Below are 19,282 nucleotides of genomic sequence, written 5' to 3' on the forward strand. Positions count from 1 at the left end.
CTCGGTTAATTAAGGCTCGGTTATAGGATGACCAATTGGTTGTACGGTAGATTTTAGAGGCAGGCTTATTCATTTTGAAATTATATTGCTGAATAAGCTTTTGATGCTAGGTTTGTGCAACAAAGCCTTATATAGGTATAAAGTTGATTGATTAAATATTAATCTTTCCCAAATTAAATGAAAAAACAAATATGTGATGGGTTTTGCATTATTTTAACGTTTGCAGAATCAATATAGCCGATAAAAGATGAATCAGTTTAATTTTAGGAGTTTTAAACTGATTCAAGCATTATGTTAAAGATAAATTAAATCACATTCTTCAGATCTTTTTTATGCTGTTTCACTTGTTGTGCATAACGTTTGCCTTGCTTACGCATTTTACGGTTTTTCTCATAGGCAGTCGGACCTACATTATAATAGCCCAGTGCTTTTTCTAAGCTGCCACTGGATTCATGATAACGAGAAAGAATATGGCTACCACATGAAATATTTATAGCTTCATTATATAAATCATCACCACAAGTCGCTTGCCAATATCTTGGCATAATTTGCATGAGGCCAACAGCTCCAGCATGTGAAGCCACTTGGCTACGATAAGTTGACTCCTGACGAATTACGGCTGCTACAAGTAATGGATCCAGACGATTTTTTTCTGCATTCTGAATAATCAAAGGTGAAACGCGAGTTGCGGTGGTTGCTGGAACACCGTAGGCTGTCTGAATTCCTTTAGACAGTTGAGCAGAACGTTTTTCTAAAGAATTGCCGCCAAGAGAAGAACAGGCACTAAAAAACACGGTACTTAGACCAAGCAGCCCAATTTTAAAAATTGTGCTATTGAATACTGGTAATAATAAGTTTTTTCTAACAGAAAATTTGCCTAACAACTTTCAGCTTCCATGTATTTTTAAAATTAAACTGATCTTAGGAAGATGTATAAAAATCGTCAAGAAATTATATGATTTGTTTACAAAGTCAAAGCAGATCTGCTTGAATCATGGATGATTTATGAAGAGGTGATCAAAGAAAAGCCGATTGGAATAGAGATTTATTTAAGGCTTTTCTTGGTGTTATGGAGAAGATGAGGATCGACATCGATTAGGCTAGATTTTTAAGCATCCAGATTTCACAGGCTTGACTATGGCCAGTGTCGCCTTCAGGCCGATCCAGATGCTCAAAACCTAAGTTCTCGTACAGCTTCACCGCTTGCCAAAGGTTTTTGGTAGTCTCGATATAAATCCGTTCAAATTTATGTTGTCGGGCAAAATCAAAGGCCAAATTCAAAATCTGTTTTGCAAAGCCATATCTACGAATGGCTGGTAGAAAATACATTTTCTGTATTTCTAAAATATTGTGATCACCTTGTAGTGGAGCAATACCACCACCGCCATAGACCTGATCCTGTTCATCAACAATGACCCAATAGGCAGAATTTGGCTGTTGATATACGTTATACAGGTGATCCAGGATTGAATCACCTACAGCGAAACCGGACTCCGCTGCTAGACCAAACTCCATGGAAACGTTACGAATAATCTTGGCAATTTGAGCATTATCTTGAGGCTGAAGGGGACGAATAGAATACATAGCACATGACATAAAAGAAGATGGAATTTTTATAGTCCGAAAACTTTAAAAAAGCCATCTTTTTCGTTTAATTTTTCTTCGATAAAGTTTTATTTTAGCTCACTCGAAGATTTACCCAGTTCGCGTCGGGCGATAATCAGTTGTTGAATCTGCTGGGTACCTTCAAAAATATCCAGAATCTTGGAATCACGTGCCCATTTTTCCAACAGTTCAGTTTCGTTATAGCCTACCGCAGCTGCCAATTCTACACATTTTAAGGTGATTTCATTACCCATACGTCCAGCTTTGGCCTTTGCAATAGATGCTTCACGTGAATTCGGTTTATGATTATCTGCCATCCACGCCGCTTTGAGCATCAGCAAGCGCGCAGCTTCCCATTCTGCTTCCATGCGATAGATTTGTGCAGCGATATTGGAGCTTTGTAAATAGGGCGTGACATAACTGGAATCCAGTTGATCCTTAAAAATTTCCTTGATACGTTCCAGCGAGGCTTTGGCACAGCCAATTGCCATGGCAGCGACCAATGGCCGGGTATTATCAAAGGTTTCCATTACACTGGCAAAGCCCTTGGCAACATCGATTTCTGCATGACCGAGCAAGTTTGCCGCAGGTACTCGACAATTGATCAGGCGAATCGTGGCAGTATCCGAAGCTTTAATTCCTAACTTATGTTCCAGTCGTTCAACCTTCATTCCAGGCGTACCTTTGGTCACCACAAATGATTTAATTGCCGATCGTCCCAGTTTTTTATCTAATGTTGCCCAGACCACGACCGCATCGGCACGTTCCCCAGAGGTCACAAAAATCTTCTCACCATTTAAAATATAGTTATCACCATCTTTGGTCGCAGTGGTGCGAATTGCAGCGGAATCTGAGCCGAAACCTGGTTCGGTAATCGCCATGGCTGCCCAAGTCCCATGAAAACGTTGTCGCTGTTCTTCATTTGCCACCGCTGCAATGGCTGAATTTCCTAAACCTTGACGTGGCATAGACAGCAATAAACCCGTATCGCCATAGCACATTTCAATAATACTCAGGGCAGTAGACATATTAATACCATTTTTATTGCTGCTGTCGGTCTCGCCCCGTTTATTCACTGCTGCGCCCGCATTCATACCTTCACTGCCTTGGTTCATACCATCTACGATGGAGGCCAGCATATCCAGCTCTTTAGGATAAGTGTGTTCAGCCTTATCATATTTACGCGAAATAGGGCGGAGTACATTGAGTGCAACTTCGTGCGCTTGATCAATCAGGAGTCTGAATTTTTTTGGATTTTGTAGATTCATGATAGTTTTCTTTATTCTCCGATCAGGCATGTAGGCCAGAATGAACAATCGCAGTGGCTCTGAGGTCTCGATACCAGCGCTCGACCGGATGTTCTTTGGTAAAGCCATGACCACCCAAAATCTGCACGCCATCTGTACCGATTTTCATGGATTTTTCTGCGCAGAGTAAACGTGCCAGATAAGCTTCTCGATGAAAAGGTTGGCCGGATTCAGCCAGACTGGCAGCATTGAAAATCAGCATCTGCATGGCATCAATTTCAATCGCCATATCGGCAATCATAAAAGCGACACTCTGACGATGGGAAATAGGTTCACCGAAAGCAGTCCGTTCATTGGCATATTGTATGCAGTATTTTTTCATGGCTTCACAAGTGCCGACGGCCATGGCACACCACATCAAATTGCCTAAATCAACGAAAGTACGATAATCAAAATCATCATCACCCAAACGCTGCGCTGGTGTATTTTTAAATTGAAGTGTGACGCTTTCAGTTGCTTTTAGACCCATGGCAGGGGATTTTTTTGCAGTAATGCTAGGGTCACGTTGTACCACAAAGACCTCAGGTGTTCTGTCTAGATCTGCACTGACCAGATAAAGATCCGCATTTTCTCCGAGCATGACCAAGGTCTTTTCACCGCTAATCAGATAATGCGCCTGATGAGCAATCGCTTGAGTTTTTAGTTGATAAGGATTAAATGCGGCGGTTTCTTCCTGTACCGCAAAGCTTGCTTTCAGCTCTGGATTTTCTGCGAAAGCACCAAGATATTTTGCCTGAATCTGCTCTGAACCCCAGCGGGTAATGGCATTGATCACACTAAAGCTAGACAGTAAACCAGCAGTCAAACTGAAATCCCCCCGAGCCAAATGTTGCGCAATTAAAATATTACTGACAATGTTCTGTTCGGAGGCGACCCCTAACGCTTCGGGCAAGGCATAGAAATTCAGGCCGAGATCGGTGTTATATTGCCACAGTTCATACGGAAATATTTCCTGCTGATCGGCAGCATGCGCCAATGGATAAAGTACCTCTTGAGCAAATTTCTGCATCGCATCGCAGGTCAGTTGCTGTTCTGCAGACAGGTTTAGATCAAACAGTGCTTTAGATTGAGGGGGGAGACGCTGTTTTTGAATGTTCTGGCCAGATTTCAGGATTTTCTGGGTTTGACTCAGGGTTTTAAATCCTGCTTTGGAACTTTGATACAGGGATTTTTCTATAAATTTACGCAGCTTTAATTGATCTAATATTTCGCTACCCGCAATTTTGGTCAGCATGGACAAGCCAAATCCTTGAGCTTTGTTCACCATATTATTCATTTTGATTATCCTATGGGTGTTTTCACGTTATTTTAGTCATGCTGACATGCACGCCAAGAAAAAACCATGTCATCGCTGACATGAATGATTGACAATTTTTAAGTTATTAAAAGTTAATAGATGGTAAGCTAAGTTTATGAAAATATAATTAAAAACAAGAAAAGAGAAAATTATTTTTGAATAAAAATTGACCCGGATGACAAAATCATCCGGGTTTCTATGTAGCGTCTATTAGGGTATCAAAGGTAATTTTTGATCATGGCACGCACATTGGTTTTGGCATCAATCACGGTCATAAAGGTATATGCACCGATGAATTTACGACTAATAAACATAAATTCCTTGGGTGGAACACTGAAATAACGTGAAGCCATAGATCTTGAAGCCTGTTGCATGACACGGCTATGCAATTGGCTTTTTTTCCAGTCATAACGATTATGTTGATCCATCACATTAGCTGGCAGCTCCTGATTATTCAATGGTGAGCTAAAAGCCTCAGTGGCCAGTAAAAAGACCTTGGCCATATCTGGCTTGATGCTTTGCGGAATTGAATCAAAAAACTCATAACCGGTCATGGCTTTGACCATCATGTCTGAGTCGTGATGATAACCGGCCTGAATCAGATTGCGCGCGACGCTGAGCAGATGCTGGTCAAACTGACGGATGGCACCAAAGTCGAGCAGGACAATCTTGTCAGGAATATCTTCGCCATTGCCCAGACGAACCAGATAATTCCCAAAGTTCGGATCGGTCTGCATTTCACCCCATTCAAAAATTTCACGTACGGCAATTTCTAACGATGCTTCACCCAACTGGTTGCGTCGTTCTTGTGGCAGAGACAACATTACTGGGCTATTGATCGGCACACCGCGTTCGAAAGTCATGCACAGCACGCGATCAGAGCAATACTCATCAATAATCGTCGGCACGATATAGCGCGGATCGTCTTTTAAACGTGCAGCAAAACGCCGCGTGGTATCTGCTTCAATCTGATAGTCGACTTCACGATGCATCATCTCACGGACTTCATCGAACCACTGGTCGAACTCGCGGGTTTGCGGCACCAGACGCGTCAGTTTAAGCATGTTTTTAAACAGGCTCATATCTGAATCAATGGCTTCTGCCACACCGGGATACTGAATTTTTAAGACCAGTTCCATGCCATCAGATTTGCGGGTGGCGCGATGGACTTGGGCTAAAGATGCAGTGCCCAAAGGCTCATGATCAATGGTGAGATCATTCAGCTTTGCACCGAGCTGCTGCTGTAATTGTGTCTTGATCGCTGGCCAAGCAAGTGCCACGGTCTGGTTGTTGAGCGTATTTAAAGCCTGTGTGACTTCTTCTGGCAAAAAGTGTTCGCCATACAGCGCCATCATCTGGCCGATTTTAACAATTGAACCTTTGAGCTTACCAATTTCTGCAACCAGATAATCCGCCTGCTCTTTCATGGCTTTTTTACGTTTCTTTTCTTTTTCTTCTTCACTCGAAAATATGGAGCCTGCACTGGAAGCCGCCCAACGCGTGCCTGCCAGCAAGGATGCCTTTGCGATCGATAAGCGTCGATCCATAGAGGAGGTTTTCAGTTGTTTAAGCTTATCGTTCTGATCTGACATGTAAACTCAATCCTTTCATCATCAGTATGAAGCAGAATAAATCATTGTAGGGGATATTAGCGCTTCTGCACGTATTAAAAAAGTTTAAGCCGCTGAATTCATAGTAAAAGCTAGGCAAGCTTTCATTTATTCACCAGCCTGTATCAGTTTAGACAGGGCATTATGCCATTTGAAATTGGATTTTTAATTCAGATCGTTGTTGTAACTGTTGTTTATTTGTTTGAATATGTTGATGAATCAGGTGCTGGACACTGTCGTGCATAAAACCCAATGCATAGCCTTTTACAATCACAATACTCGGCAAACCAAAAAACAGATATTTGGCATCGTCCAGTGTCGCACTGCTAAATACACCATGCTGGATTAAAGTTGACTGCAAAAATACCTTTTCTTGCTGCACCTGACCGGAAACCTGGTCATTCCAGTAATTTTGGCGCATCGCCATAAGATTATTGTGCTTATAGCTCATAGGACCGGGCTCGTTTGAAGATTTAATTCGGATTATATGTGGGTGATAGGCCAGTTTTCAATTGCACAACTGTTTAATTTGCTGCCGGAGAAATACATAGGATTATTGCAAGGACTGCGTTAATATTCATGGATAATTTAAACAATATTGATTGTTAAACATTTATTGGAATTATACCAGTTTAGGTAAAGGGGATTTTATGCGTCTTGCATGGTTTTTGGTTGCAGTTTTTGCGGGTAGTGCAGTTCAGACTCAGGCTGCTGTAGGATATTCCAAGGAATATTCGCAGTGTATGAACTTTAGTTATGGTAATACCGCTAAAGCAGAGAAATGCCTAAAGAAAGAGCTGAAACTACACAACAAACGTCTGAAGAAAAGCTATAAAAATTATCTAAAGCTGAATCCGAATCAGACCGCGGCCATCCGCAGTCAGCATGTGCTTTGGGAACGTAAACTGTCGCAGCAATGTAATTTAAGAGTGTCTGGAAAATATGCCAAACAGCAACAAGGTCAATGTATGCTGGCCTTGATTATGGATCAGGCAAATCTTTATCAATCCCGCTCCTATGCACCAGGTTCACGATAAATCACCACATGAGGCATAGTTTGAATTGTCTGAACTTGCTCTGAAAAAACTAGAATGACAGGTTGAGGATTGGGTAAAAAAACACGAATTTTATCATTTTTATGAGCCTAGAGAATTCGTGTTTTTCATACTTTTAGCATTATAAAAGCAGGCAAAACAAGGTATCATAAGGCGTTTAAAAAAATGACCTTGGAGACGCCCTACGTGGATCGACCGACTATTAGCCCTGAACATATTCAGGAAGCCGCTGAAAACCTAAGCACAATTCGTGATTTTATCCGCTTTGGTGTGACAGCATTACGTCAATATGATGCGCACTTAGGCCAAGGTACAGAAGATTATTTTGCTGAAAGTTCAGCATTGGTATTACAAAGTATGTCATTGGAATGGAAAGCGGATGCTGAAATTCTCGAGGCAAAATTACTCCCAAGTGAAAAAGCTGAATTTTTAGGATTGTTGGAGCGCCGTATCAATGAGCGTATGCCAACTTCATATTTATTGAATTTAGCCTACTTTGACGATAAACCTTATTACGTGGATGAGCGTGTACTGATTCCACGTTCACCGATTGCTGAACTGATTCAAAATCGTTTTGCACCTTACTGTCTGGATGAAAATTATCAGGCGCGTGAAGGGGTAAACAATCTACCTGAAAATCCAGATCCAAAAATGCCTCGCCGTATTTTAGATATGTGTACAGGTTCAGGTTGTATCGCGATTGCTCTGGCTTATGCTTTTCCGGAAGCCGAAGTCGATGCCACTGATTTATCTAAGGATGCTTTAGAAGTAGCACAAATTAACTGTGAACATCATAACCAACAGTTTAATGTGGCCTTGCTTGAGTCTGACCTGTTTGAAAAAATTCCTGCTGAAAATCAATATGATTTAATCGTATCGAACCCACCATATGTGGATGCAGAAGATATGGCTGATCTTCCCGATGAGTTCCATCACGAACCTGAAATGGCATTGGCTGCGGGTCAGGATGGTTTGGACCTTGTACGTAAAATGTTGGCACAAGCTGCAGATTACCTGACTGAAGACGGTCTTATTGTCATTGAAGTCGGTAACTCGGAATGGGCGATGAAACAGAACTTCAATTCAGTCGATTTCTACTGGTTACAATTCCAGAAAGGTGGTTCAGGTATCTTTGCACTCACTGCACAGCAATGCCGTACTTACCGCGATTTATTCATTCAGTCTATTCAAGCATAAGGAGTCGTGTGACATGGCAGGTAATAGTATAGGGCAACTGTTCCGTGTGACGACTTGTGGTGAATCTCACGGTGTGGGCCTGATGGCCATCGTTGATGGGGTTCCACCGGGTATTGAGCTGTGTGAAGCCGATTTGCAAAAAGATTTGGACCGTCGTAAGCCGGGTACATCGAAATTTGCCACCCAGCGTAAAGAGCCGGATGAAGTAGAAATTATTTCTGGTGTGTTTGAGGGTAAAACCACTGGAACATCGATCGGGCTCTTGATTCGTAATACGGATCAGAAATCGAAAGATTATGGCAATATCGCGCAAACTTTCCGTCCGGGTCATGCAGACTATACCTATACCCAGAAGTACGGTTTCCGTGATTATCGTGGTGGTGGCCGCTCAAGCGCGCGTGAAACAGCGATGCGTGTGGCAGCGGGTGCCATTGCCAAGAAATTCCTGTTAGAGAAATTTGGCATTGAAATTCGTGGCCATGTCACACAAATTGGTACTGAAAAAGCAGAAAAACTGGACTGGAATGAAGTGCCAAATAATCCATTCTTCTGTGGTGATGCTGATGCCGTGCCACGTTTTGAAGCGCTCGTGACTTCACTACGTGAACAAGGCACCAGCTGCGGTGCAAAACTTGAAATTATTGCGTCTAAAGTACCTGTGGGTTGGGGTGAACCGGTCTTCGATCGTTTAGATGCAGATATTGCGCATGCCATGATGTCGATTAACGCGGTCAAAGGCGTTGAAATTGGCGATGGTTTTAGCGTCGCTGAGCAATTTGGTCATGAAACACGTGATGAGTTAACAACAGACGGTTTTCTGGCAAACCATGCCGGTGGTATTTTAGGCGGTATTTCTAGTGGTCAGGACATTCGTGTCGCGATTGCACTGAAACCAACGGCTTCAATCACTACTCCGGGTAAAACCATTAATATCGATCGTGAAGATACAGACGTGTTGACCAAAGGCCGTCATGATCCTTGCGTGGGCGTGCGTGCGACACCAATTGCAGAAGCGATGCTGGCGATTGTGCTAATGGATCACTTTATGCGTCATCGTGCGCAAAATGCCGATGTAGTTACGCCTTTTGAGCCGATTGAACCAAAATAATTCGCTTTTCATCTGAAGCGGATACGATTAGAGTCAGACTTCGGTCTGGCTTTTTTTATATTTATATAATGAAAAATAACAATATTCGCTTGGCAAAAACTACAGATATCCAGAACATTGTTGTATTGATCAATACAGCTTATCGTTCCAATCGTGGCTGGATACATGAACATAAGATGGTTGCTGGTCAACGGATTAATTGTGATCAGGTAATGATTCTCTTGGCACAGACTAATGTTAAGCTTTTTGTATTAGAGAATCATGATCAGATCATTGGCTGTATTGGGCTGACTGAATTCGATGACTCTATCGAAATTGGAAGTTTTGCCATTGATCCAGACCAACAAAACTCGGGTTATGGAAAGCAGTTACTAGATTTTGCCGAGTTTTATATTATTGATACGTATCAGAAGAAAGTGATTCGAATGTCAGTATTGAATGTCCGTACAGAATTGATTGCTTATTATCAGCGCCGTGGCTATCTATTGACTGAAAAAATTGAAGCATATCCACTAGATCAAAATGTCGGAGAGCCTTTGATTCCGTTACATTTACTGATTTTAGAAAAAATGATCAGATCAATATAATTAGTTGATGAAAATTCAAGCATTTTACTTCTTAAATTAATTGGTGAAACAGCCACTAAATATGCTAGTTTTTGTGCACCGTCTAAAGGGTATTGAAAAATAGACGGGAAACAGACCAGGATGGCACATGCTGCAAATTATTTTAACTTCTTTATTTCCTCTTATTGGCTTGATCAGCTTTGGCTATCTGCTTAAGCATGGGCAATGGTTGAGTGAAGACTTTTGGCGCGGTGCAGAAAAGTTAAATTATTATGCACTGTTTCCAGTGATGTTATTTTTAAATCTGGCCACTGCCAAGATTCAGATGAATGTGATTCAGGATGTGGTACTGGTGGTATTTAGTATCATGATCGTGGTCAGTATCGCACTGTATATGTTGCGCCATATGTACCAGATATCTTATGCGCGTTTTGGCGTCTATGTTCAGGGCTTGTTGCGCTTCAATACCTATATCGGACTTGCTGCGGTCAGTAGCTTATTTCATCAGCAGGGCATGACCATCTTCGCTGTGATCATGGTGTTGTGTATTCCTTTGGTGAATATCTTGTCGGTGCTGGCATTTACCCGCAGTCACGATATGCAGCTGAAAAAAATCATTCTGGATTTATCTAAAAATCCATTAATTTTAGGCTGTATTGTGGGTGGTGTGTTTAATCTTTCCGGTTTGGCACTCTGGGCCGGAGCAGAGCAATTTCTTAAACAGATTGCACTATGCAGTTTGCCACTCGGTCTGATGTGTGTAGGAGCAGCCTTAAAGTTTCAGGGCTTTCAGCGAGATGTATTGCCACTCAGTCTGATGACCTTTGGTCGCCTGTTTGGAATGCCGCTGATTGCATTTTTAGTCTGTAAAATTTTCCAGATTGATGTATTCACCACGCAAGTATTGGTATTGTTCTTTGCCTTACCTACTGCCTCAGCGTCTTATGTGTTAACCCGGGTATATGGCGGCGATAGCCAGTTAATGGCGAGCATCATTAGTGTACAAACCGTCGTAGCGGCGGGAAGCTTAATATTGGTACTTTCCTGGATTATTTAAAATTCCTTGATTCTCAAATAGATGATATAAGATCTAAATACTGAATTTAAACTCTCTATGCTTTGAACCATTAAAATAGCCTAAGCAATAAAGGTTCTATTTAAGCGCCAAAATCAAATCAATCCTAAAATCTTATAAAGTTTAGAATCTGTTGTATCTCGCTGAATAGAACAAAAGTGAAATCTAAAAATTTGGTAGATGGGCAATATCAGTCAGCAGCAATAATTCAGTTTAATTCGGAACAGTAATTACAAATTGATTCACGTGAACTCACATAAATAAAAACTGTCTTATTGAATAAAATGGTATATAAATTGCTCATGATAATAAAACATTATTGCAGGAGAGAAATGCTTCTGCATTCGCCGAAGGAGCAAGTTCCCAGGAAACTCTCAGGCAAAAGGACTGTGATAATGGATAAAAACTCTGGAGAGAAGTGTTCAATCACTCACCGAAGGGGAAGGTGCTCGCATTGATGTGCAATGCAGCGACCGAAGCTCTCAGGTACACATGACAGATGGGAAAAGACATCAATATAATCAAGGAGGTGTCTATGCGTCATGTCGTGGTGATAGGGGCGGGTATTACTGGGGTAACCACAGCGTATGAGCTTGTTTTGGCAGGCTATCAGGTGACTGTGGTAGATCGACATCTCTATCCGGCCATGGAGACATCTTTTGCCAATGGCGGCCAGCTTTCGGCCTGTAATGCCGAAGTATGGAACCAGAAAGCCACGGTACTCAAAGGTATCAAATGGATGTCTCAAAAAACTGCACCACTTTTGCTCAATCCTTCTTTTAGTGTGCATAAATATAGTTGGCTCATGGAATTTTTGGGAAATATCAAACATTATGAAGCCAATACCCGAGAGACTGTACGTTTGGCTTTATTGGCCAGAGCACGTTTGTATGAAATTGCCCAAACAGAACAGATTGATTTTGACCTGGAAAAACGCGGCATTTTACATTTTTATCATAACAAGACGGATTACGATGTCGCGATCAAGGTCAATGACCTGTTGTGTAGCGGCGGACTGGAGCGCAATGCCATTTCCAATGCGGAAATCAAGCAGATCGAACCTGCATTAACAGGCGATTACTATGCCGGATTTTACTGCCAGAGCGATGCGACCGGAGATATTCATAAATTCAGTACAGGACTGGCCAAAGCCTGCATGCAAAAAGGCGTGAAATTTGAATTTGGCCAAGATGTCTTTGCCGTCGATCATCAGGCTCAACATATTCGGGTGAAATGCAAACCCAGTACTGAAAATGTACATCATTTTACAGATGACATTCTGGAAATTAATGCAGATGCCATTGTGGTGTGTGCGGGTGTGGGCAGTTATCAATTGGCCGAGATTTTAGAGGAACGAGTCAATGTTTATCCGGTCAAAGGTTATTCAATTACCGTGCAGCTGAATGATGAACAGAGCCAAAACAATGCACCATGGGTCAGCTTGCTCGATGAAAGTGCCAAAATTGTCTTGTCACGTCTGGGTAAGGATCGTTTACGAGTCGCAGGAACCGCCGAGTTTAATGGCTATAACCGGGATATTCGTGCAGACCGGATTCAACCACTGATTGACTGGAGCAATCGTAACTTTGATCTGTGTACCGAGCATGTCGTACCTTGGGCTGGCTTACGCCCGATGATGCCAAATATGATGCCTGTGGTGCGCCGTGGTAAACATGAGCGGGTATTTTATAATACCGGCCATGGTCATCTGGGCTGGACCTTGTCGGCTGCAACGGCTGCACTGATTAGCAAGGAAATTGCTCAATACTATCCTGCTTAAATTGATGGCCCGCATGCGGGCTATTTTTTACATCAAATTTCTCATTTTATATAAGGTTAAGTTTTTAATATTTTTTAAATTGAATCAATCATATAAGCGATAAACCCCAGTAAAACGTTCACAACCTTTTTGCTGAGTGTTGACGGCTAGAATCGCTTTACTATAGTTAAACTCATAGCGGCAGTCATTTTCATTATCCATGATCTGTTCTTTTGCTGCAGGCGTGGTGTAGGCTAAAAATGGAACAGTCTGCGTTTCGGCCCGGTTATTGGGATTGCGATAGGCCAGACCTTCAATCTTGATGCGGTCTTTAGTCAGTTGATGAATCTTGATATGCACAGGCTGTTTGGCCATTTGTCCCTGCTCGAACTTAATATAATGCTGAGTCAGGCTTTGATTCAGTGAAATATAGATATTTAAATCATCGAGGCGCCATTCAAACTGCTGTTTAAAACAATCTAGGGTTTTGCATTGCTGTAACCGATTTGCCCATAACTGTTGGGTGTCTTGCAATAAGCGAACGGGGGCATCAGTAATTAAAAAAGCGGTCAAGTATTGGTCAGCGAGTTTTTCCCGAGCTTCGGACAGCGCTACTGAGCAGACTTTATTCATGGCCGCTGTTTTTTTGCTGTCGTTGTTACACTCGAGTGGGTTCGCTGAACTACCCGCAGATATCATCCCCAGGCCGAGCATCAGGCCAATTATTTTCAACATATTTATATCAGTTTTCAGTAGCATGATCGCTTATACTTTCACTGTGTTACGCTTGGTCTAACTATAGCGAAATAGAAAGCAAGTGTACAAGATTTCAATGGGCTATTTCTAAAGGATGTATAAGGTGATCGCACAAATTCGTATTGGTCAGGGTCTGGATGTGCATGCATTTGAAGAAGGTGATTTTGTTACTTTGGCAGGCATTCAAATTCCGCATACGCACGGTCTGAAAGCACATTCGGATGGTGATGTGATTCTGCATGCACTATGTGATGCTTTGTTAGGTGCATTGGCGCTGGGAGATATTGGCCAGCATTTCCCGGATACAGATCCGAACTTTAAAGGTGCGGACAGCCGTGTATTGTTGAAGCATGTTTATCAGTTAATTCTGGATCGTGGCTATCAGCTGAACAATGCCGATATTACGGTCGCCTGTGAACGTCCGAAACTGGCCAAACACAATCTGGCCATGCGTCAAAGTATCGCAGATGTGCTCAATGTCGATGTCACTCAAATCAGTATTAAAGCCACTACCACTGAGCAGCTCGGTTTTACCGGTCGTCAGGAAGGTATTTTATCTATGGCAACCGTGCTGTTGAGCCATAATAAATAGGCTCAGACAAAATAATTTGGATTAATCAGGGATCGTTCCAGTTCCTGGGTTGCTTTACGGCCTTGCAGCTGTAGGGCAACTGCATGCATGAGACCTGTCCAGGTTTCATTCGGTTCCCAGATTTGATGCAAATGTTCATGCGCTGTAGGAAGATCCACGTCCATATAGTATTGACGATATAAATACATCAGACAGCTGACATGATAGTTTTGTGAACAGTGTACCCAGACCATCTGTTCCTTAATCAGGTGATTGATCAGCTCGAGTACCAGTAAACATTGATTGTCTGAAGGGGTTTCCCATGAAATCGGTAACTGGATATAGTTCAGGCCCAGCTCAAGGCAAATTTTATCTTCATGTGGCAGATATTGGTCGTTATCTGTTAATGCTACATTGATGACCGTAGACACACCGTATTCTTTAATCAGCTGCAGCTGCTCAGTTGTCGGTTGACCGGATGTAAATAAATGGTCATGTATAAACTGAAAATTATCAATCTGGCTTAATGCTGTTTCAATATCATTCATCAGATAAAATTTCCTTGTTCAGAAATGCAAACGCCATCTTGGCGATGGCGTTTGTCAGATCATTTAACGATTAGCTAAAGTATCTTTTAATGCCTCATGCATGTCGAGTAAGACTTTTTCAGTCGTTTCCCAGTCGATACAGCCATCAGTGACTGATTGGCCATACTCCATATCACAAAGGTTCGTAGGAATGTCCTGACGACCGCCTTTAAGATGACTTTCTACCATAATACCAACAATTGACTTGTTTCCATCAAGAATTTGTTCGGAAATATTTTTGAGTACAAGCGGTTGCAGGTACGGGTCTTTGTTTGAGTTGGCATGGCTGGCATCAATCATGATTTTGGTGCTGACTTTGGCCTTGGCTAATGCGGCTTCCGCATCTGCCACTGAGCCTGCATCGTAGTTCGGCTTGCCATTACCGCCACGCAGTACCACGTGAGCATAAGGGTTACCTGAAGTACGAATCACAGCCACCTGACCTTGATCGTTTAAACCAAGGAAGCTATGGCCATGTTTGACCGATTGCATCGCATTGGTTGCCACGGTTAAACCGCCGTCCGTCCCGTTTTTAAAGCCGACTGGTGAAGACAGACCTGAAGACATTTCACGATGCGTCTGGCTTTCAGTCGTACGTGCACCAATTGCAGACCATGAAATCAGGTCTTGATAATACTGCGGTGAGTTCGGATCAAGTGCTTCAGTGGCACATGGTAAACCTATTTCATTCAGTTCAAGTAACAGCTTACGACCGATACGCAGACCTTTTTCGATATTGAACGAGTCGTTCATATCCGGATCGTTGATCAGGCCTTTCCAGCCCACTGTGGTACGTGGTTTTTCAAAATAAACCCGCATCACGATGTATAAGCTGTCTTTAACTTTTTCGCTTAACACTTTTAAGCGTTCAGCATATTCGTGTGCAGCCGCAGGATCATGAATAGAACAGGGGCCGATGACAACGAACAGGCGTTTGTCTTCACCATCCAGGATTTTACGAATCGTTTCACGACCATGCAGTACGGTTTGATAAGCAGTTTCAGTCAAAGGTAATTCTGCTTTAAGCTCAGCAGGGGTTACCAAAGGAATCATGCTGTGGATATTCACGTCATCAATATCTGATGCTGAAATGGGATTTGACTGTTGTGTATTCATTGCCGTCACTGGTTCGATCATACAAAAGGTTGTTTAATAGCCCGAATATAACATGAATGATGCGTCACTTTGTTATAAAAAAGATGAATACTTCTTTGAAAAAAAAGTGATGAATCGCATAGTTAAATTAAACGGACTGGGAATTCTGGCTCATGACGACCATCGCTGTTTCGGCAGGTTGAGCCGGTTTTGATTTTACAGGGTTAAGCATGAAATTCAGGCCGAGCCCAAATAAGGTAATGCCTAAAATTTTGCGAATCAGTTTTTCTGGCATCCGTGAACTGAGTAAAGTGCCGACAATAATCGCTGGAATAGAACCCACCAATAACCACATGAGCAGCATGAAATCGACATTGCCTGATGACATATGCCCCAAGCCTGCAACCAGCGTCAGTAACACCGCATGCACCACGTCTGAGCCAATGATACGAATCATCGGCAGATTCGGGAACATCACCACTAAAGCCATGATGCCAAATGCACCTGCACCCACTGAAGATAGCGTGACAAATATACCCAAGATAATGCCCATGATAATAATGGCTACGCGCTTTTCTTTGGCTTGCAGCTTCACTTTTTCCAGATCCTGCGTCATATCCGGCAGTTCTTGTTTTCTGTATTTATTAAAAAGATTTTCGATCTGGGTGCGGAACAGAATAGACAAGCCGGTAATGGTCAGCATAAAGCCCAATACCATGGTCAGGACGGCCTTGTAATGTGTCGATTGGCTTAAATAGTTGTCGAGTACCCAATGCGTGGCAAAAGATGCTGGAATACTGCCTACTGCCAGCCAGATCACAATTGGCCAGACAATATTCATTTTTTTGGCATGCACAAAAGAACCGCAGAATTTTGAAATCGCGGCATAGAGCAGATCCGTACCAATTGCAATGTGGGGTTCAATCCGGAATAGGCTGATCAGAATGGGTGTCATCAATGAGCCACCACCGACACCGGTTACTCCAACACAAAAACCTACCAACACACCTGCTAAAATAAACTCAATCGGACCAAACATGCATATATGCCAAAATCAAAAAACGTGGATATCTTATGACTTTTGGATATAAGTCGTTGTCTTGATTATTGATTTACTTATGCATAAAAAAGATAAAGCACTGGGCTTAAAATTAAATGAAGTTTCATGTTCATCCTCGCTAAGAAAATAACGTGAAACACCGGTCACTTATTTTAAAGGACACTTTGATCTGCCTGAAAATGAAGATGAATCAGGAAAACCACTTCAATAGAAAAAATCATCAGGGAAGATTAAGAGTAGGCTAAGTAATTCTAAAGCATACCTTTCTTAAAATATAAGATGCTCACTGCTTATTCAGGCATAAACCCAGCTTTATGTTAGAATTACGATTAAATACAGTTCAATACGGATCTGAGAGGGAACTCACTTGCTAAATCGAAAACTAAAAATTGGAATCGTGGTCGGTGAGGTCTCTGGAGATACGCTTGGCGCAAAGTTGATTCGCCGTTTTCGTGAGCAAGGGATTGATGCCGAATTTGAAGGCATCGGTGGTTCACAAATGATCGCAGAAGGCTTTAAAAGCTATTATCCGATGGATGTTTTATCGGTGATGGGCATTGTTGAAGTTCTCAAGGATATTAAAAAACTCTTTGCTGTACGTGATGGGCTGGTCGAAACTTGGACTAAAAACCCTGTCGATATTTTTATTGGTGTAGATGCACCTGATTTTAACCTGCGCCTGTCGAAAACCATTAAACAAAAACAGTTGCCGATGAAGACCGTGCAATATGTCAGTCCTTCGGTCTGGGCGTGGCGTCAGGGACGTGTGCATGGTATTAAGGCCAACATTGATCTGGTGCTGTGTTTATTCCCATTCGAAAAAACCTTCTTTAAAAAATGGGATGTGCCAGCCGCTTTTGTTGGTCATCCTCTGGCCAGTCAGTTGCCGCTTGAAAATCCGATTATCGATGCTAAACAAGAACTGAATCTTGATCCGAATCAGAAGCATATTGCACTATTACCGGGAAGTCGCCGCGGTGAGATTGAACGTTTGGGGCCTTTGGTTCTGGATGCAGCCAAGATTCTGCATCAGAAATATCCTGACTATACTTTCCTGATTCCGGCAATTAATGAGGCACGCAAGCAGCAGATAGAACGCTTGCTGGCGACTTATCCTGAAAGTCTAAAGGTTCAAATCCGCTTGCTGGAAAACAGCGGTACCGAGTCAAAAATCGGCCGTCAGGTCATGAATGCATCCAATATTATTGCGCTGGCGTCAGGTACTGCGACATTGGAAGCGATGTTATTACATCGTCCGATGGTGACTTTCTATAAACTGAATTGGTTGACTTATCATGTGGTGAAATTTCTCATCAAAATTCCTTATTATTCGCTACCAAATATCATTGCCGGCAAAAAAGTCATTCAGGAGCTGATTCAAGCCGATGCTACGCCTGAAAAGCTGGCGGCTGAAATTGAAAAACTAATGAATATTGAAACTGCACAAATTCAGGTGATGCAGCATATCACCATGCATAAGCAGCTATTGTCTGGTAATAGCGAAGACCCGGTCAAAGCCGTGCTCGCGCTAATCCAGTAATTTGACGTTATTGTTCTAACAATTCAGCCGGTACTGGGTGGGCGTCTGTTCAAACTGTTTTTTAAAACTTTGACTGAAGGCTGTCTCGGATGAATAACCGACCAAATAAGCAATTTGCTGAATGCTGAATCCGCTATTTCGCAAATATTGTGCCGCCAGTCGCAGGCGATGCTGTTGTAAATAAGCCAGTGGCGGCTCACCAACAATCTGGGTAAAGAGCTGGGCAAATTTGGAACGTGACATATGACATTGCTCAGCCAGACTTTCTACGGTCCAGAACTGCTCAGGTTTGCCATGAATTGCAGCCAGTGCATTGGACAGTTCCGGATGCGAGAGCGCATTCAGCCAGCTCGAGGCATTTTCCAGATTTAAAATATAATCCCGCACACATTCAATCAGTAAAATACTGACCAGATGATCCAGAATCTTGTCACGTCCCGGCCGCATCTGCTGGGTTTCCAGCGCCAGAAACTGCAAACCGACCTGTAACCATTCCGGTGCGGTGTCGCCCAGAATATGCTGAATATGCAGGTATTTAGGTAAGGCACTTAGTAGAGGTTTTGCCATCTGCATATCCAGACTGGAACGAAGGGTGAGCATGAAGCTGTGTGCTGCTGAACTCTCCCGATTAAGATCAACACATTGCTGTGCATGGGTCTGGAAATAAGCATTAATTGAACGATGCTCAGAAAAATCGGCACTGCCGGGGCAAGAAATGCGATGGGCAGAACCTGCGGGTAAGAGTACCAGATCACCTTGTTGCAGCTCGAGCAGATCGCCGTTGGCGAACTTTAATTGTGCCTGTCCTTGTAACAGGATATAAGCCAGCATAAAAGGCTCATGCTGATAGTCAAAGCCGCTCGGATGAAACACATTCAGATAAAGATATTCAGATTTTGCCAAATGAATATCATCAAAAATTTTACTCAAAGCATCCATGCCTAACTCTATTCTTCTATTTATTTCATTTAATCGACTATAAATTTTTTAACTTTGTGATTTTAGGCCAGAATTTGGCTGCATGTGCCAAAGACGCTGACATAGGTTTTCTGGACGTTGAATACTGTTCGCTGTTGCTGAAATATTCAACTATA

At 42.5% G+C, this 19,282-nt stretch carries 19 protein-coding genes and 1 riboswitch; of the genes, 8 read left to right on the forward strand and 11 right to left on the reverse strand.

Annotated features, from left to right (window positions below):
• Window positions 1-305 precede the first annotated feature (305 nt).
• The 6 genes from FTT73_RS10945 to FTT73_RS10970 form a co-directional block, all read right to left on the reverse strand.
• The gene (locus tag FTT73_RS10945; protein ID WP_180001429.1) at window positions 306-884 is read right to left on the reverse strand and encodes a transglycosylase SLT domain-containing protein; all 579 of its coding nucleotides are present in this window, start codon (window positions 882-884) and stop codon (window positions 306-308) included.
• A 211-nt stretch (window positions 885-1,095) separates the two neighbouring features.
• Complete coding sequence (locus tag FTT73_RS10950; protein WP_180083600.1) at window positions 1,096-1,584, reverse strand: GNAT family N-acetyltransferase; 489 nt, start codon at window positions 1,582-1,584, stop codon at window positions 1,096-1,098.
• A gap of 89 nt (window positions 1,585-1,673) precedes the next feature.
• Window positions 1,674-2,873 (reverse strand): acyl-CoA dehydrogenase family protein, encoded by a 1,200-nt coding sequence (locus FTT73_RS10955; RefSeq protein WP_180191428.1) that lies wholly within the window; start codon window positions 2,871-2,873, stop codon window positions 1,674-1,676.
• A 22-nt stretch (window positions 2,874-2,895) separates the two neighbouring features.
• Window positions 2,896-4,188 carry an acyl-CoA dehydrogenase family protein gene (locus FTT73_RS10960; protein ID WP_180191429.1) on the reverse strand — a complete coding sequence of 431 codons (1,293 nt, stop codon included), beginning with the start codon at window positions 4,186-4,188 and terminating at the stop codon, window positions 2,896-2,898.
• 239 nt (window positions 4,189-4,427) lie between these two features.
• Entirely contained in the window at window positions 4,428-5,801 is a 1,374-nt protein-coding gene (locus tag FTT73_RS10965; protein ID WP_074382716.1) for an AarF/ABC1/UbiB kinase family protein, read from the reverse strand.
• Between the two features lie 160 nt (window positions 5,802-5,961).
• Window positions 5,962-6,270: a hypothetical protein gene (locus FTT73_RS10970; RefSeq protein WP_005097049.1), complete on the reverse strand. Its 309-nt coding sequence runs from the start codon at window positions 6,268-6,270 to the stop codon at window positions 5,962-5,964.
• A 199-nt stretch (window positions 6,271-6,469) separates the two neighbouring features.
• Between FTT73_RS10970 and FTT73_RS10975 the strand changes: the two genes are divergently transcribed.
• From FTT73_RS10975 to FTT73_RS11000, 6 genes are all read left to right on the forward strand, one after another.
• Window positions 6,470-6,856, forward strand: a complete 387-nt coding sequence (locus tag FTT73_RS10975) for a hypothetical protein (RefSeq protein ID WP_005097047.1) — start codon at window positions 6,470-6,472, stop codon at window positions 6,854-6,856.
• Window positions 6,857-7,060: 204 nt separating this feature from the next.
• Window positions 7,061-8,071 (forward strand): 50S ribosomal protein L3 N(5)-glutamine methyltransferase, encoded by a 1,011-nt coding sequence (prmB, locus tag FTT73_RS10980; RefSeq protein WP_034609000.1) that lies wholly within the window; start codon window positions 7,061-7,063, stop codon window positions 8,069-8,071.
• A 13-nt stretch (window positions 8,072-8,084) separates the two neighbouring features.
• Entirely contained in the window at window positions 8,085-9,179 is a 1,095-nt protein-coding gene (aroC, locus tag FTT73_RS10985; RefSeq protein ID WP_074382718.1) for a chorismate synthase, read from the forward strand.
• A 68-nt stretch (window positions 9,180-9,247) separates the two neighbouring features.
• Complete coding sequence (locus FTT73_RS10990) at window positions 9,248-9,766, forward strand: GNAT family N-acetyltransferase (protein ID WP_005170686.1); 519 nt, start codon at window positions 9,248-9,250, stop codon at window positions 9,764-9,766.
• 127 nt (window positions 9,767-9,893) lie between these two features.
• Window positions 9,894-10,802 carry an AEC family transporter gene (locus FTT73_RS10995; RefSeq protein ID WP_180191430.1) on the forward strand — a complete coding sequence of 303 codons (909 nt, stop codon included), beginning with the start codon at window positions 9,894-9,896 and terminating at the stop codon, window positions 10,800-10,802.
• A 330-nt stretch (window positions 10,803-11,132) separates the two neighbouring features.
• A riboswitch (glycine riboswitch) is annotated at window positions 11,133-11,220 on the forward strand.
• Between the two features lie 135 nt (window positions 11,221-11,355).
• On the forward strand, window positions 11,356-12,600 hold the full coding sequence (locus FTT73_RS11000; protein ID WP_180075400.1) for a D-amino acid dehydrogenase: 1,245 nt from the start codon (window positions 11,356-11,358) through the stop codon (window positions 12,598-12,600).
• Between the two features lie 84 nt (window positions 12,601-12,684).
• On the opposite strand, the gene FTT73_RS11005 is transcribed toward FTT73_RS11000, so the two are convergent.
• Complete coding sequence (locus tag FTT73_RS11005; protein WP_180072760.1) at window positions 12,685-13,338, reverse strand: hypothetical protein; 654 nt, start codon at window positions 13,336-13,338, stop codon at window positions 12,685-12,687.
• Between the two features lie 100 nt (window positions 13,339-13,438).
• Between FTT73_RS11005 and ispF the strand changes: the two genes are divergently transcribed.
• On the forward strand, window positions 13,439-13,927 hold the full coding sequence (gene ispF / locus FTT73_RS11010) for a 2-C-methyl-D-erythritol 2,4-cyclodiphosphate synthase (RefSeq protein ID WP_180000407.1): 489 nt from the start codon (window positions 13,439-13,441) through the stop codon (window positions 13,925-13,927).
• A 2-nt stretch (window positions 13,928-13,929) separates the two neighbouring features.
• Here the strand turns inward: ispF and FTT73_RS11015 are convergent, their stop codons facing one another.
• From FTT73_RS11015 to FTT73_RS11025, 3 genes are all read right to left on the reverse strand, one after another.
• Window positions 13,930-14,454 carry a protein tyrosine phosphatase family protein gene (locus FTT73_RS11015; protein WP_100535153.1) on the reverse strand — a complete coding sequence of 175 codons (525 nt, stop codon included), beginning with the start codon at window positions 14,452-14,454 and terminating at the stop codon, window positions 13,930-13,932.
• 63 nt (window positions 14,455-14,517) lie between these two features.
• Entirely contained in the window at window positions 14,518-15,609 is a 1,092-nt protein-coding gene (locus FTT73_RS11020) for a 3-deoxy-7-phosphoheptulonate synthase (RefSeq protein ID WP_180000403.1), read from the reverse strand.
• A 127-nt stretch (window positions 15,610-15,736) separates the two neighbouring features.
• A complete protein-coding gene (locus FTT73_RS11025) occupies window positions 15,737-16,627 on the reverse strand; it encodes a sulfite exporter TauE/SafE family protein (protein WP_159138081.1) in 891 nt (296 codons plus the stop codon).
• A 388-nt stretch (window positions 16,628-17,015) separates the two neighbouring features.
• On the opposite strand from FTT73_RS11025, the gene lpxB reads away from it, so the two are divergent.
• Window positions 17,016-18,188: a lipid-A-disaccharide synthase gene (gene lpxB, locus FTT73_RS11030; protein WP_180191431.1), complete on the forward strand. Its 1,173-nt coding sequence runs from the start codon at window positions 17,016-17,018 to the stop codon at window positions 18,186-18,188.
• A 15-nt stretch (window positions 18,189-18,203) separates the two neighbouring features.
• On the opposite strand, the gene FTT73_RS11035 is transcribed toward lpxB, so the two are convergent.
• A complete protein-coding gene (locus FTT73_RS11035) occupies window positions 18,204-19,127 on the reverse strand; it encodes an AraC family transcriptional regulator (protein ID WP_005097030.1) in 924 nt (307 codons plus the stop codon).
• Window positions 19,128-19,282: the final 155 nt, after the last annotated feature.

The sequence above is a fragment of the Acinetobacter sp. YH01006 genome (assembly GCF_013420445.1).
Classification (GTDB): domain Bacteria; phylum Pseudomonadota; class Gammaproteobacteria; order Pseudomonadales; family Moraxellaceae; genus Acinetobacter; species Acinetobacter pseudolwoffii.